General features: G+C 71.3%; 14 protein-coding genes and 1 tRNA gene. 5 read left to right on the forward strand and 10 right to left on the reverse strand.

Annotation, left to right across the window (positions count from 1 at the left end):
* Window positions 1-76: 76 nt before the first annotated feature.
* Window positions 77-742 (reverse strand): hypothetical protein, encoded by a 666-nt coding sequence (locus ACZ607_RS28360; protein ID WP_469739083.1) that lies wholly within the window; start codon window positions 740-742, stop codon window positions 77-79.
* Between the two features lie 47 nt (window positions 743-789).
* Between ACZ607_RS28360 and ACZ607_RS28365 the strand changes: the two genes are divergently transcribed.
* Window positions 790-978: a DUF5703 family protein gene (locus tag ACZ607_RS28365; RefSeq protein ID WP_053930948.1), complete on the forward strand. Its 189-nt coding sequence runs from the start codon at window positions 790-792 to the stop codon at window positions 976-978.
* Between the two features lie 57 nt (window positions 979-1,035).
* On the opposite strand, the gene ACZ607_RS28370 is transcribed toward ACZ607_RS28365, so the two are convergent.
* The 3 genes from ACZ607_RS28370 to ACZ607_RS28380 form a co-directional block, all read right to left on the reverse strand.
* Window positions 1,036-1,782 carry a chaplin gene (locus ACZ607_RS28370; protein ID WP_469739085.1) on the reverse strand — a complete coding sequence of 249 codons (747 nt, stop codon included), beginning with the start codon at window positions 1,780-1,782 and terminating at the stop codon, window positions 1,036-1,038.
* A gap of 140 nt (window positions 1,783-1,922) precedes the next feature.
* A complete protein-coding gene (gene chpH / locus ACZ607_RS28375; RefSeq protein WP_014157166.1) occupies window positions 1,923-2,156 on the reverse strand; it encodes a chaplin ChpH in 234 nt (77 codons plus the stop codon).
* A gap of 145 nt (window positions 2,157-2,301) precedes the next feature.
* Window positions 2,302-3,636 (reverse strand): M20/M25/M40 family metallo-hydrolase, encoded by a 1,335-nt coding sequence (locus ACZ607_RS28380; RefSeq protein WP_469739087.1) that lies wholly within the window; start codon window positions 3,634-3,636, stop codon window positions 2,302-2,304.
* A gap of 186 nt (window positions 3,637-3,822) precedes the next feature.
* On the opposite strand from ACZ607_RS28380, the gene ACZ607_RS28385 reads away from it, so the two are divergent.
* Both ACZ607_RS28385 and ACZ607_RS28390 read left to right on the forward strand, forming a co-directional pair.
* Window positions 3,823-3,910 (forward strand) — tRNA-Leu (locus ACZ607_RS28385).
* Between the two features lie 81 nt (window positions 3,911-3,991).
* Window positions 3,992-4,930 (forward strand): pseudouridine synthase, encoded by a 939-nt coding sequence (locus ACZ607_RS28390; protein WP_469739089.1) that lies wholly within the window; start codon window positions 3,992-3,994, stop codon window positions 4,928-4,930.
* 12 nt (window positions 4,931-4,942) lie between these two features.
* Here ACZ607_RS28390 and ACZ607_RS28395 read toward each other — a convergent pair whose 3' ends face one another.
* The 3 genes from ACZ607_RS28395 to ACZ607_RS28405 all read right to left on the reverse strand — a co-directional run bounded on the left by ACZ607_RS28395 (window position 4,943) and on the right by ACZ607_RS28405 (window position 7,435).
* Complete coding sequence (locus tag ACZ607_RS28395) at window positions 4,943-5,572, reverse strand: MBL fold metallo-hydrolase (protein WP_382989483.1); 630 nt, start codon at window positions 5,570-5,572, stop codon at window positions 4,943-4,945.
* Window positions 5,572-6,657 (reverse strand): S-(hydroxymethyl)mycothiol dehydrogenase, encoded by a 1,086-nt coding sequence (locus ACZ607_RS28400; protein WP_387388709.1) that lies wholly within the window; start codon window positions 6,655-6,657, stop codon window positions 5,572-5,574. The genes ACZ607_RS28395 and ACZ607_RS28400 overlap by 1 nt, the downstream gene beginning before the upstream one ends.
* Window positions 6,658-6,733: 76 nt before the next feature.
* The gene (locus tag ACZ607_RS28405; protein ID WP_469739092.1) at window positions 6,734-7,435 is read right to left on the reverse strand and encodes a FadR/GntR family transcriptional regulator; all 702 of its coding nucleotides are present in this window, start codon (window positions 7,433-7,435) and stop codon (window positions 6,734-6,736) included.
* Between the two features lie 144 nt (window positions 7,436-7,579).
* On the opposite strand from ACZ607_RS28405, the gene ACZ607_RS28410 reads away from it, so the two are divergent.
* Together ACZ607_RS28410 and ACZ607_RS28415 are read left to right on the forward strand one after the other, a co-directional pair.
* Entirely contained in the window at window positions 7,580-8,089 is a 510-nt protein-coding gene (locus ACZ607_RS28410; protein ID WP_469739094.1) for a gluconokinase, read from the forward strand.
* A gap of 11 nt (window positions 8,090-8,100) precedes the next feature.
* Window positions 8,101-9,498, forward strand: coding sequence for a GntP family permease (locus tag ACZ607_RS28415; RefSeq protein ID WP_469739096.1), 1,398 nt, complete (start codon window positions 8,101-8,103; stop codon window positions 9,496-9,498).
* 6 nt (window positions 9,499-9,504) lie between these two features.
* Here the strand turns inward: ACZ607_RS28415 and ACZ607_RS28420 are convergent, their stop codons facing one another.
* The 3 genes from ACZ607_RS28420 to ACZ607_RS28430 form a co-directional block, all read right to left on the reverse strand.
* Entirely contained in the window at window positions 9,505-10,170 is a 666-nt protein-coding gene (locus tag ACZ607_RS28420; protein WP_469739097.1) for a cytochrome b/b6 domain-containing protein, read from the reverse strand.
* Complete coding sequence (locus tag ACZ607_RS28425; protein ID WP_469739384.1) at window positions 10,112-10,777, reverse strand: molybdopterin-dependent oxidoreductase; 666 nt, start codon at window positions 10,775-10,777, stop codon at window positions 10,112-10,114. The genes ACZ607_RS28420 and ACZ607_RS28425 overlap by 59 nt, the downstream gene beginning before the upstream one ends.
* A gap of 137 nt (window positions 10,778-10,914) precedes the next feature.
* Window positions 10,915-12,483 carry an APC family permease gene (locus ACZ607_RS28430; RefSeq protein ID WP_469739099.1) on the reverse strand — a complete coding sequence of 523 codons (1,569 nt, stop codon included), beginning with the start codon at window positions 12,481-12,483 and terminating at the stop codon, window positions 10,915-10,917.
* Window positions 12,484-12,497 lie beyond the last annotated feature (14 nt).

The following is a 12,497-nucleotide window of genomic DNA, read 5'->3' on the forward strand; positions in this document are numbered from 1 at the left end:
CCGCCCCGGCGCGCGACGCGCGGGAGCACGCCGACGGCCCCGGTGCGCTGCGCGCCGGGGCCGTCGGGCGGTGGGATCAGGCGCGGTCCGGTGCGACGTCCTCCGGGTCGCCGTCGCCGTCCAGCTCGTCCTCCTCGTCGAAGACCGCGCTCACGTCGAAGCGGCAGACCACCATCGCCGGATCCGCCTCGTCGAAGGGCGCCCCGAGCCACTCCCCCGGTTCGGGAAGCTCCTCCACGGCGGAGACCCAGAGGGTGGAGTCCCCCTCCTCCAGGCCGAACTCCTTGTGCCGGGAAGCGATCTCGTCCGCCTCGTACTCGCCGAACACCACGCCGAGCGCGGCATGCACCCCCGCTCCGGCGGTCGCGGAGGCGGGCACCTGGCCGTCCGGATCGAGGTCGGCGAGCCGCTCCGCCTGGGCGAGGAGTCGCGCGGGCTCCGCCACGGCGTAGTCGCGCCTGATCAGCACGCTGACGGCGTGGGGCTCCTCCGGACCGGCGTAGGGCGGGAGGGTGTCCTGGGCGGCCGGGATCTCGAAGGGGGTGACCTCGTCGTGGCGGTCGTAGAGCAGTTCGTCGTAGACCTCGGCCGCGGCGGCCAGTGCGTTGAACGCGTCGTAGACGGCGGGGTCGTCGTCCCCGGTACGGCGTTCGACTGCCTGGAGGTGGCGGTCGAGCGCGGTTTTGACTGCATCGGCGGCGGCGCGTACCTCGGCAGCGGTGGGCTGCGCAGCATCAGACATAGGACAGACGCTATCCGTACCGGGGGTCTGCCCGCACAATAGATGCGATGCCGGAATACGAATTCATCGACGTGTACGTGCCGCGCGGGGTGTCCCGCAAGGAGGCGGCCCGACTGCTGACCGACCATGCCGAGTACGGGCACTGGGAGTTGGACCGGCTGACGCTGCGCCGTGACGGCAGCCGCCGGGTGCGGCTGCGCCGCCGCATCATCCGCCAGCTCCGGCCCACCTGGTAGCACGGAGCGGGCCCCGCGTACGCGGAACCCGCTCGTCGCACCGATGTCGCGATGCCGTTATGCGGCGCTGCGCGAGCGTCGGTACAGGACCGTGCCCGCGCCCGCGAGGAGCAGGCCGGCGCTCGCCGGGACGAGCAGGTCGAGCCCGCCCGCACCGGTGTGGGCGAGCTGCTCGCCCACCACGAGCTGGGGCTCGGGTGCCGGAGGGGCGTGCGGCGTGACCGGCTTCTCCGGGGTGTGCGGGGTCTGCGGCACGACGGGAGGCGGGACCGTCTCCGTGTCGTTCTCGCAGGTGTTGCCGAAGACCGGGTTGAGCAGGCCGCCGACGGTGACGCTGTTGCCGCAGACGTTCAGGGGGATCTCCACCGGCGCCTGCACCTGGTTGCCGGAGAGGATCCCGGGGGAACCCTTCGTCACGGCCTGGGCCGAGGTGCCCGAGGCGCGGTGCCTGCCGGTCCCCGCCCCGCTGTCACGGGCCTCCTCGTGCCCGGACGCCTGGCTCCCGGAGCCGTGGCCGGACGAGGAACCGCCGTCGGAGCTGTGCGCGTGACCGGAGTCCGAGGACCCGTTTCCGCAGTCGTTTCCGCTCGTGGGGTTGAGCAGACCGCCGACGTCCACGGAGTTTCCGCACGCGTTGACGGGTACGTCGATCGGGACCTGGATCGAGTTCCCGGAGAGCACTCCCGGTGAACTCGAAGCGGCGCCGGCCGCGCCCGCGTCGGCGTGCGCGTAGCCGCCACCGAGCGCGAGCACTCCGCCCGCCGCTGCCATGGTGATCAGGCCTTTACGTGTGACCTGTCGCATAGGTTGTCTTCCTGCCTTCTGCCTACCGAAATGCCCCGGACACAGCCGTGTGCGGGGCCGATATGCCCAGCGGCCCCGGGGTGCATGGCGCGCACCCCGAGGCCGACCGGACTCACACCCTTACGGGTTGACGCGCATCGTCACGCGTTGACGCAGGTGTTGCCGAAGGCGGGGTTCAGCAGCCCGATCACGGAGATCGTGTTGCCGCACACGTTCACCGGAACGTGGACCGGCACCTGGACGACGTTGCCCGAGAGCACGCCGGGGCTGCCGATGGCGGCACCCTGGGCTCCGGCGTCGGCGGAAGCCATACCCGCACCCGCGAGCACGAGACCACCGGTAGCAGCCGCGATTGCGACGACCTTCTTGATCATGATTCCTCCTGGTTGACAAGTGCGGTCCCAGCCGCGGACCGCATCACGTGTAACGAGGAGGGAGTGCGGGGGCTACGAGTCGGAGATCGCTTTCACCCTTTCCGGTGAGATACGTACAGGCTGGCGAATCGGTCGTCGGAGGGGCTCAGGAGTGGTCGATGAACCGGTCGAGCACCCGGGCACCGAACTTCAGGCCGTCCACCGGCACCCGCTCGTCCACTCCGTGGAACATGCCCGCGAAGTCGAGCTCCGGCGGCAGCTTCAGCGGGGCGAAGCCGAAGCAGCGGATGCCGAGGTCGTCGAAGGACTTCGCGTCGGTGCCGCCGGACAGCATGTACGGGACGGCGCGGGCGATCGGGTCCTCGGCCTTGAGCGCGAGCTGGATCGCGTCCACCAGGGACCCGTCGAAGCTGGTCTCCAGCGCCTTGTCGCCGTGCACGTCCTCGCGCTTCACACGCGGGCCGAGGATCCGGTCGAGGTCGGCCAGGAACTCCTCCTCGTAACCGGGCAGGAAGCGGCCGTCCACGTGCGCGGTGGCCTGTCCGGGGATCACGTTCACCTTGTAGCCGGCGCCGAGCATGGTGGGAGCGGCGGAGTTCTGCAGGGTGGCGCCGACCATCTTGGCGATCCCGCCGAGCTTGGCGAGCGTCGCCTCCATGTCCTCGGGGTCGAGCGGGGTGCCCAGGGCGTCGGACAGCTCGTCGAGGAAGGACCGCACGGTCTTGGTGACCCTGACCGGCCACTTGTGCCGCCCCAGCCGGCCGACGGCCTCGCAGAGCTCGGTGATGGCGTTGTCGCTGTTGGTCATCGAGCCGTGCCCGGCGGTGCCGTCCACGGTGAGCCGCATCCAGTGCATGCCCTTCTGCGCGGTCTCCACCAGGTAGAGGCGCAGGTCCTCGTTGACGGTGAAGGAGAAGCCGCCGACCTCACCGATCGCCTCGGTGACGCCGTCGAAGAGGTCCCGGTGGTTGTCGACGAGATACCGGGCGCCGAACGTGCCGCCGGCCTCCTCGTCGGCCAGGAAGGCCAGCACGATGTCGCGCGGGGGCTTGCGGCCGCTGCGCATGCGGTCGCGGACGACCGCGAGGGTCATCGCGTCCATGTCCTTCATGTCGACGGCGCCCCGGCCCCACACGCAGCCGTCCGCGATCTCGCCGGAGAACGGGTCGTGCGTCCAGTCCGCCGCGTTGGCCGGCACGACGTCGGTGTGCCCGTGGATCAGCAGGGCCGGCTTGGAGGGGTCCTCGCCCTCGATCCGGGCCACCGTGGAGGCGCGGCCCTTGTGGGACTCGAAGATCTTCGGTTCGAGCCCGACCTCGGCGAGCTTCTCCGCGATGTACTCGGCGGCGGCCCGCTCCCCCGGGCCCGAGTGGTCGCCGTAATTGCTGGTGTCGATCCGGATCAGGTCACGACAGAGGTCCACGACCTCATTCTCGGCGGTCTCGCCGATGCCGGCCCGGGCCGTGCTGGTCTCGCTCACGCTGCTTCCTTCCACTGTCGCGGTGGTGCTCCCCCTCATCCTCGCGCGCCCGACCCCGCGCGCCCAAGACCGCCCGGTCCCCGTCATGCGCCTTTCACATGACCAGGGGCGTGATCGAGCACCCTCGAATGTTTGCTATGGTTTTCCACGTCGGAACGGGCCAGGAGCCCGCGAGACAGACACCTTGTCCGGGTGGCGGAATGGCAGACGCGCTAGCTTGAGGTGCTAGTGCCCTTTATCGGGCGTGGGGGTTCAAGTCCCCCCTCGGACACCAGCGGAGAACCCCCAGGTCACCCTGGGGGTTCTCGCATTTTCCCGCGTTCCGGGCCGCTCCGGAGACAAGGACCGATGCGCGATGAGAGGCCGGGCGAAGCCCCCCGCCGCCCCGCTCCCCCAGCGCGCGGGCGTCGATCCGGTGCGGGTGCGGTTCCCCGCGGATCCGGCGGGGGCGTGGCCCACCGTGCGGGACCATCTGCTGGACCGGTTCGCGGGGGCGGTCGGCGCGGGGCGGGTGGACGCCATGCTGGCCGAGGGCCGATTCGTCGGGGCGGACGGCCGTGCGGTGCGGGCGGACGAGCCGTACACCGCCGGACGCCACCTCTGGTTCCATCGTGACTTCGCCCCCGAGGAGCCGGTGCCCTTTCCCGTCGGCGTCGTCCACCGCGACGACCGCCTGGTGATCGCGGACAAGCCGCACTTCCTGGCCACCACCCCGCGCGGCCGGCACGTCACCCAGACCCTGGTCGCCCGGCTCCGCGACGAGCTGGGCCTGCCGGAGCTGCAGCCCGCGCACCGGCTGGACCGGCTGACGGCGGGCCTGGTGCTCTGCGTCGTACGGGCCGGGGACCGTGGCGCGTACCAGACGCTGTTCCGGGACCGGCTGGTGCGCAAGGAGTACGAGGCGGTGGCCCCGTACGATCCGGGGCTCGCGCTCCCCCGCACGGTGCGGAGCCGGATCGTGAAGGAGCGCGGGGTCATCGCGGCACGCGAGGAGCCGGGGCCCGCGAACAGCGAGAGCCGGGTCGAGCTGCTGGAGCACCGGGGCGCCGTGGGCCGTTACCGGCTATTGCCCGCGACCGGCCGCACCCATCAGCTGCGGGTCCATATGAACGCGCTGGGGCTGCCGTTGGTCAACGATCCGGTCTATCCGGTGGTGGAGCCCGAGCCGGAGCGCGTGGAGTACGGGCGTCCGCTGCAACTGCTCGCGAGGGTGCTGGAGTTCACCGACCCGGTCACGGGTGGGCCGCGCCGCTTCGAGAGCGGGCTGCGGCTCTCCGCGTGGCCGGGCCGGTGAACCCCGCCGCGGTCAGTGGCCGCGGTTGATCCAGTCCTCCAGCTGCGGGGCCTCCGCGCCGATGGTGGTGGAGTCCCCGTGTCCGGTGCGGACCTCGGTCTCCGGGGGAAGGGCGAAGAGCCGGTCCCTGATGGAGTCGATGATCGTCGGGAAGTGCGAGAAGGACCGTCCGGTCGCTCCGGGGCCGCCCTGGAAGAGGGTGTCGCCGGTGAAGACGGTGGCCAGCTCGGGGGCGTACAGGCAGACCGCTCCGGGGGCGTGGCCCGGGGTGTGCAGGACCGTCAGGCGCGTTCCGGCGATCTCCAGCTCCTGGCCGTCGGCCAGTTCGGCGTCGGGGGCGCGGTCCGGGTGGGTCTGCCGCCACAGCTCCAGGTCGTCGGGGTGCAGCAGGATCGGCGCCCCGGTCGCGTCGGCGAGGGCGGGGGCCGCGTCGATGTGGTCGTTGTGCGCGTGGGTGCAGATGATCGCGCGCAGCGTACGGCCGCCGAGCGCGGCCCGGATCGCCGCGGCGTCGTGGGCGGCGTCGATGACGACGGCCTCGGTGTCGTCGCCGACGATCCAGACGTTGTTGTCGACGTCCCACTCGCCGCCGTCGAGGGCGAAGGTGCCGGAGGTGACGAGGTGGTCGATGCGGGCGGTCATCAGAACACCACCACCGAGCGCAGGACGTCGCCGTCGTGCATGCGGGCGAAGGCCTGCTCGATCTCGCCGAGCTGGATGGTCTCGGTGACGAAGGCGCCCAGGTCGAGGCGGCCCTGCTGGTGCAGGTCGATGAGCATCGGGAAGTCGCGCGAGGGCAGACAGTCGCCGTACCAGGAGGACTTGAGCGAGCCGCCGCGGCCGAAGACGTCCAGGAGCGGGAGTTCGAGCTGCATCTCGGGGGTGGGCACGCCGACCAGGACGACGGTGCCGGCGAGATCGCGGGCGTAGAACGCCTGCTTGTACGTCTCCGGGCGGCCGACCGCCTCGATCACGACGTCCGCGCCGTTGCCGCCGGTGAGTGCGCGGATGGCCTCGACCGGGTCGTCGGAGCGGGAGTTGACGGTGTGGGTGGCGCCCATCTTCTTCGCCGTCTCCAGCTTGCGGTCGTCGATGTCGACCGCGATGATCTTCGCCGCTCCGGCGAGCCGGGCACCGGCGATCGCGGCGTCGCCGACGCCTCCGCAGCCGATGACCGCGACGGAGTCGCCCCGGCCGACCTGGCCGGTGTTGATGGCGGCGCCGATGCCGGCCATGACGCCGCAGCCGAGCAGTCCGGCGACGGCCGGGGAGACCTCGGGGTCCACCTTGGTGCACTGTCCGGCGGCGACGAGGGTCTTCTCCGCGAACGCGCCGATGCCGAGCGCCGGGGAGAGCTCCGTGCCGTCCAGAAGGGTCATCTTCTGCTTGGCGTTGTGGGTGTCGAAGCAGTACCAGGGTCGGCCGCGCAGACAGGCGCGGCACTGGCCGCACACCGCACGCCAGTTGAGGACGACGAAGTCGCCCGGCTCGACGTCGGTGACGCCGTCGCCGACGGACTCCACGACACCCGCGGCCTCGTGGCCGAGCAGGAACGGGAAGTCGTCGTTGATGCCGCCCTGCTTGTAGTGCAGGTCGGTGTGGCAGACGCCGCACGCCTGGATCTTGACCACGGCCTCGCCCGGGCCGGGATCCGGCACCAGGATCGTCTCGACGCGGACCGGCTCGTTCTTCCCCGGTGCGATGACCCCTTGTACCTGCTGCGCCATGCCGTGGTCTCCCATTCCGACTGCCCCGTGCTCTGCGAAGATCGAACCCGCCCACCGTACCCGGGCGGGCGGCCGCTCATGGGGCGAGTACGTCCAGTTCGTGCAGCGCGCCGACCGCGATCTCCTTGGTCAGCCGTTCCGCCTCCTCGGCGTCCCCCTCGCGTACCGCTTCGGCGAGCCTGACGTGGAGGGTGACGGCGGCGGGGTCCGGGTCCTCGAACATCACCTGGTGGTGGGTGCGGCCCGCGAGGACCTCGGCGACGACGTCGCCGAGCCGCGCGAACATCTCGTTGCCCGAGGCGTTCAGCACGATCCGGTGGAAGGCGGTGTCGTGCCGGAGGTACCCCTCCAGCTGCTGGCCGCGGGAGGTCGCGACCATGCCGAGGGCGCACTCCGTGAGCGCGGCGCACTGCTCGGCGGTCGCGTGGCGGGCGGCGAGGCCCGCGGCGACGGGTTCGACGGCGGACCGCAGGACGGTGAGGGAGCGCAGCTGCCGGGGCCGGTCGGAGCCGGCGAGCCTCCAGCGGATGACCTGGGGGTCGTAGACGTTCCACTCCTCGGTGGGCCGTACGGTCACGCCGACCCGGCGCCGGGACTCGACCAGGTGCATGGACTCCAGGACGCGGACCACTTCGCGTACGACCGTGCGCGAGACGTCGAAGCGCCGGGCGAGCTCGTCGGTGCGCAGCACCAGGCCGGGCGGGCGGTCGCCCGCCGTGATCTCCAGACCCAGGGTGTCCAGCACGTGCGTATGGAGCCCCTGGGCAGGTGTGGTCATGCGCACAACCCTACGGGGCGGGGTGTGGGAACAAAAAGTACGACGTTTATGTCACAGCCACTTGAATAAGTCGTATGTAATGGGTTTCAGTAGCGCGACGGACCGATGTCGCGGACCGATGTCGATGAAGACAGCGAGGCACCAATGAGCACCCCCCACGTCGTCGTGGTGATGGGCGTAGCAGGGACCGGCAAGACCACGATCGGCCCCCTGCTCGCCGACGCACTGGGCGTCCCCTATGCCGAGGGCGACGACTTCCACCCGCCGGCCAACATCGCCAAGATGTCCGCCGGCACGCCTCTGGACGACGACGACCGCTGGCCCTGGCTGGACGCGATCGGGCAGTGGGCGCACGGCCGGGCGGGGCTCGGCGGTGTCGTCAGCAGTTCGGCGCTCAAGCGCGCGTACCGCGACCGGCTGCGGGCCGAGGCTCCTGGCGCCGTCTTCCTGCATCTGACCGGCGACCGGTCCCTCATCGAACACCGCATGGCGGACCGCAAGGGCCACTTCATGCCGACCGCGCTGCTCGACTCCCAGTTCGCCACCCTGCAGCCGCTGCAGGAGGACGAGGCGGGCGTCGCCGTCGACGTGTCCGGCACCCCCCAGGAAATCACCGACCGGGCCGTCGCCGCGCTGCGCCGGCTCGCGAACTAAGGATCACCACCGTGACCAGTCTCAGCGTCGAGATGCTGGCAGCGGACGCCGTCGAACCGATCACTTCGGCCGGTAACGCACAGCTGGGCATCGCCGTACTGGCGGGCATCGCCGTCATCGTCCTGCTCATCACCAAGTTCAAGATGCACGCGTTCCTCGCGTTGACCATCGGCTCGCTGGCGCTCGGCTCCTTCGCCGGGGCCAACCCCGCGAAGACCATCGCCAGCTTCACCGCGGGTCTCGGTTCGACCGTCGCGAGTGTCGGTGTCCTGATCGCGCTGGGCGCCATCCTGGGCAAGCTGCTCGCCGACTCCGGAGGCGCGGACCAGATCGTCGACACGATCCTCGCGAAGGCGAGCGGGCGCGCGATGCCGTGGGCGATGGTGCTGATCGCCTCGATCATCGGGCTTCCGCTGTTCTTCGAGGTCGGGATCGTGCTGATGATCCCGGTGGTGCTGCTGGTCGCCAAGCGCGGCAACTACTCGCTGATGCGGATCGGCATCCCCGCGCTCGCCGGTCTCTCGGTGATGCACGGGCTGATTCCCCCGCACCCCGGCCCGCTGGTCGCGATCGACGCCCTCGGCGCCAACCTGGGCATCACGCTGGCCCTCGGTGTGCTGGTCGCCATCCCGACCGTGATCATCGCGGGTCCCGTCTTCTCCCGTTACGCCGCCCGCTGGGTGGACATCGAGGCGCCGGAGAAGATGGTCCCGCAGCGTCCCTCCGAGGACCTGGAGCGCCGGCCGCGCTTCGGCGCGACCCTGGCGACGATCCTGCTGCCCGTCGTGCTGATGCTGGTCAAGGCGCTCGTCGACATCGTGGTGGACGACCCCGAGAACCACGTCCAGCGGGTCACCGACGTCATCGGCTCGCCGCTGATCGCGCTGCTGGCGGCCGTCCTCGTCGGCATGTTCACCCTGGGCCGGGCGGCCGGGTTCACCAAGGGCCGGCTCTCCGGCACCGTCGAGAAGTCGCTCGCCCCGATCGCGGGCATCCTCCTGATCGTGGGCGCGGGCGGCGGGTTCAAGCAGACCCTGATCGACGCCGGTGTGGGCCAGATGATCCTGGAGTTCTCCCAGAACTGGTCGATCCCCGCCCTGCTGCTCGGCTGGCTGATCGCCGTCGCGATCCGCCTCGCGACGGGCTCGGCGACGGTGGCCACCATCTCGGCGGCCGGTCTGGTCGCCCCGCTGGCCGCCGACCTGTCGACCTCGCACGTGGCGCTGCTCGTCCTCGCGGTGGGCGCGGGTTCGCTCTTCTTCAGCCATGTGAACGACGCCGGGTTCTGGCTGGTGAAGGAGTACTTCGGCATGGACGTGCCGCAGACGATCAAGACCTGGTCGGTGATGGAGACGATCATCTCCGTCGTCTCGCTGGCCTTCATCCTGCTGCTCTCGCTCGTGTTGTAGCCGGTCTCACTCCTCCGGCTCCCGCCACAGCGGGTGCTCGGAACGGGCCCAGGGGCGCTCGACCGACCCGGTGCGCATGCCACAGCGTGCCTCCGGGTCGGCGAGCGCCTTCGCCATGTGTCCGGCGAGGACGACGCCGATCGCGAGGGCCAGCCAGTCGTGGACGAAGGTCGCGCCCGTACGCCACACCAGCGGGGCGAGGCCGGTGAACCACATCAGCAGCCCGGTGCCCAGCATCACGAGCACGGCGCCCGCGATCCAGCCGGCGTAGAGCTTCTGGCCGGCGTTGAACTTCCCGGCCGGCCGGGAGCCGGGTGTGCGGTCGCGGCGCAGGGCGGCCTTCAGCCACTGCCGGTCGTGCGGCCCGAACCGGTTGAGGCGGGAGAGGTCGGCGCGCAGGGCCCGGGAGACCAGCCCGGCCAGCAGCGGTACGGGGACGAGCAGCCCGGACCATTCGTGCACGGTGACCACGAGGTGCCGGCGGCCGACGAGTTCGGCGAGCTGGGGGACGTACAGAAAGGCGGCCGTGGCGACGCAGAGCAGGGTCAGCCAGGCCGTGGTGCGGTGCACCCAGCGCTCCGCCGTGGTGAAGCGCCGGACCTTCGGGCCGTGTTCAGGCAGTAGGGGCGTCGTCCCGTCCGTTGGAACGGCCCACCCAGGCGTCGACGTCATATCCGAGCTCCTCCCAGTATCCGGGGCGCACGGAGTCGGTGACGGTGATCCCGGAGAGCCATTTCGCCGACTTGTAGAAGTACATGGGTGCCACGTAGAGCCGGACCGGGCCGCCGTGGGCGTGGGCCAGCGGCTTGTCCTGCATGCGCGTGGCGACCAGGACGTCCGGGCGGCGGGCCTGGTCGAGCGTGAGGCTCTCGCTGTAGGCGCCGTCGAAGCAGGTGAAGCGGATCGCCTTCGCCCCGGGCCGTACCCCTGCCGCGTCCAGCAGCGCCGAGAGCCTGACGCCCTCGAAGGGGGTTTCGGGCACCCGCCAGCCGGTGACGCACTGGACGTCGCGCACCATCCGGGTCTGCGGCAGCGCCTTCAGGGAGGCGAGCGTGTACGTCGCCGGGCGGTCGACCATGCCGTCCACGGTGAGGCGGTAGTCGGCGGCGGTCCTCTCGGGCACGGAGGTGGTGACCGAGTAGTAGCGGAAGCCGCCGCCGTTGGGCAGCAGGCCGGTGAGACCGGTGGGGTCCTTGTCGGCGACGGCGCCCAGGCCGTTCTCCAGCGCGCGCTGGAGAACGGGGGCGGCCGCCACCCCGGCGGCGCCGAGGCCGAGCATGGTCAGGACCAGACGGCGGCCGACGGGCGTGCCGCTCTCGTCGGGAGGGGGACTGTTCACCCGCCCATTCGAACACCCGCGGCCGTCCGTCACCAGGGGCCGCGGGTGCGCGTCACTCTTCGGTAAGAAGGGCGGGGTCAGCGCGGGTCCGTGCCGCCCTCCGCCGCCTTCTCCAGCTGGAACGCCTCGTTGCCCAGGCCGATCCGGGCGTGGACCTCGGGCCTGGTGCGGCGCAGCACCGCCCCGTAGAGCAGGCCGCCGGCGAGGGCCAGGACGATGACGCCGGGCAGCAGCCAGTTCAGCACCGAGCCGGGGCCGGAGCCGACCAGGACGTCGAAGTCCCGGACGGTGAAGACGGCGATGGACAGCAGGGCGAGGCCGGCGAGCCCGGAGGCGACGAGCCTGGGTGCCTGGGCCCGGCCGGCGCCGCGCCGTACGAAGAACGCGATGACGGCGAAGGAGGCCGCGGCCATCAGCACGATGACGCCGAGGGCTCCGACGTTGCCCATCCAGGTGAACAGGTGCAGGACGGGCGCGGTGGGGTCGCCGACCGGGTTGTCGTCGGTGGCGGCGAAGGCGAGCACGATCACCACGGAGAGCGCCGACTGGAGCATGGAGCCGGTGGCGGGGGCCCCGCTCGCCTTGTTGGTGCGTCCGAACCCGGCGGGCAGCAGCCCTTCGCGGCCCATCGCGAACGCGTAGCGGGCGACCACGTTGTGGAAGCTGAGCAGCGCGGCGAACATGCCGGTGACGAACAGGACGTGCAGGACGTCGGTGAACGTGGCGCCGAGCCGCTCCTCGGTGAGGCCGAAGAGCATCCCGGGGCCCTCCTTGAGTGAGGTGTCCGCGATGGACGAGGGCCCGGCGGCGACGGTCAGGGCCCAGGAGCTGATGGCGAGGAACAGGGCGGCGTAGCCGACGGCCAGGAACATCACCCGGGACACGACGATCTGCGGGCGGCTGGTCTCCTCGGCGTAGACCGGGGCCTGCTCGAAGCCGACGAAGGCGGCGATGCAGAAGCAGAGCGCGGTGCCGAGGCCCGCTCCGGTGAGGGTCTCGGGGTTGAAGGCGTGCAGCGAGAGGCCCTCGGGGCCGGGCTTGCCGACGGCGGCGATGTCGAAGATCACGACGAGGGCGCACTCGATGACGAGCAGCACCCCGAGCACCTTGGCGTTGAGGTCGATCTTCAGCCAGCCCAGTACGCCGACGACGACCACCGCGAACAGCGCGGGGATCCACCACTGGAGATCGATGTCGAGGTACGTCGCGAAGAGGCCCGACACCTCGAAGCCGAGGATGCCGTAGATGCCGACCTGCATGGCGCTGTAGGCGACCAGCGCGACGAGCGAGGCGCCCGCGCCGGCCGTGGGGCCGAGGCCGCGGGCGATGTACGCGTAGAAGGCGCCGGCGTTGTGGACGTGCCGGCTCATCTCCGCGTAACCGACGCCGAACAGCATCAGGACGATGCCGAGGATGACGTAGAGCAGGGGCTGCCCGACGATGCCCATCACCCCGAAGACGGTGGGCATCACCCCCGCCACGACCATCAGGGGGGCGCTCGCGGCGAGGACGGACAGGAGCAGGCCGGGGGTACCGAGCCGGTCCGCGCGCAGGGCGCGTTCCTCGCCCTTGTAGGTGTTGATCCCGCCGGCGCCGGCCGTCCCGGTGGTGCCGGTCTCGCTCGTATCTGTTCTGCCCGTCGACATGGCGGGGGTGGTCC

It is taken from the genome of Streptomyces sp. NPDC104381 (genome assembly GCF_055583745.1).

Bases quoted from the DNA above. Each gene is read 5' to 3' on its own strand.
- ACZ607_RS28365 (WP_053930948.1), top strand. From the start codon at position 790: ATGCCGGAATACGAATTCATCGACGTGTACGTGCCGCGCGGGGTGTCC.
- ACZ607_RS28390 (WP_469739089.1), top strand. From the start codon at position 3,992: ATGAGAGGCCGGGCGAAGCCCCCCGCCGCCCCGCTCCCCCAGCGCGCG.
- chpH (WP_014157166.1), bottom strand. From the start codon at position 2,156: ATGATCAAGAAGGTCGTCGCAATCGCGGCTGCTACCGGTGGTCTCGTG.
- ACZ607_RS28360 (WP_469739083.1), bottom strand. From the start codon at position 742: ATGTCTGATGCTGCGCAGCCCACCGCTGCCGAGGTACGCGCCGCCGCC.
- ACZ607_RS28420 (WP_469739097.1), bottom strand. From the start codon at position 10,170: ATGACGTCGACGCCTGGGTGGGCCGTTCCAACGGACGGGACGACGCCC.
- ACZ607_RS28370 (WP_469739085.1), bottom strand. From the start codon at position 1,782: ATGCGACAGGTCACACGTAAAGGCCTGATCACCATGGCAGCGGCGGGC.
- ACZ607_RS28395 (WP_382989483.1), bottom strand. From the start codon at position 5,572: ATGACCGCCCGCATCGACCACCTCGTCACCTCCGGCACCTTCGCCCTC.
- ACZ607_RS28425 (WP_469739384.1), bottom strand. From the start codon at position 10,777: ATGCTCGGCCTCGGCGCCGCCGGGGTGGCGGCCGCCCCCGTTCTCCAG.
- ACZ607_RS28430 (WP_469739099.1), bottom strand. From the start codon at position 12,483: ATGTCGACGGGCAGAACAGATACGAGCGAGACCGGCACCACCGGGACG.
- ACZ607_RS28400 (WP_387388709.1), bottom strand. From the start codon at position 6,657: ATGGCGCAGCAGGTACAAGGGGTCATCGCACCGGGGAAGAACGAGCCG.
- ACZ607_RS28410 (WP_469739094.1), top strand. From the start codon at position 7,580: ATGAGCACCCCCCACGTCGTCGTGGTGATGGGCGTAGCAGGGACCGGC.
- ACZ607_RS28405 (WP_469739092.1), bottom strand. From the start codon at position 7,435: ATGACCACACCTGCCCAGGGGCTCCATACGCACGTGCTGGACACCCTG.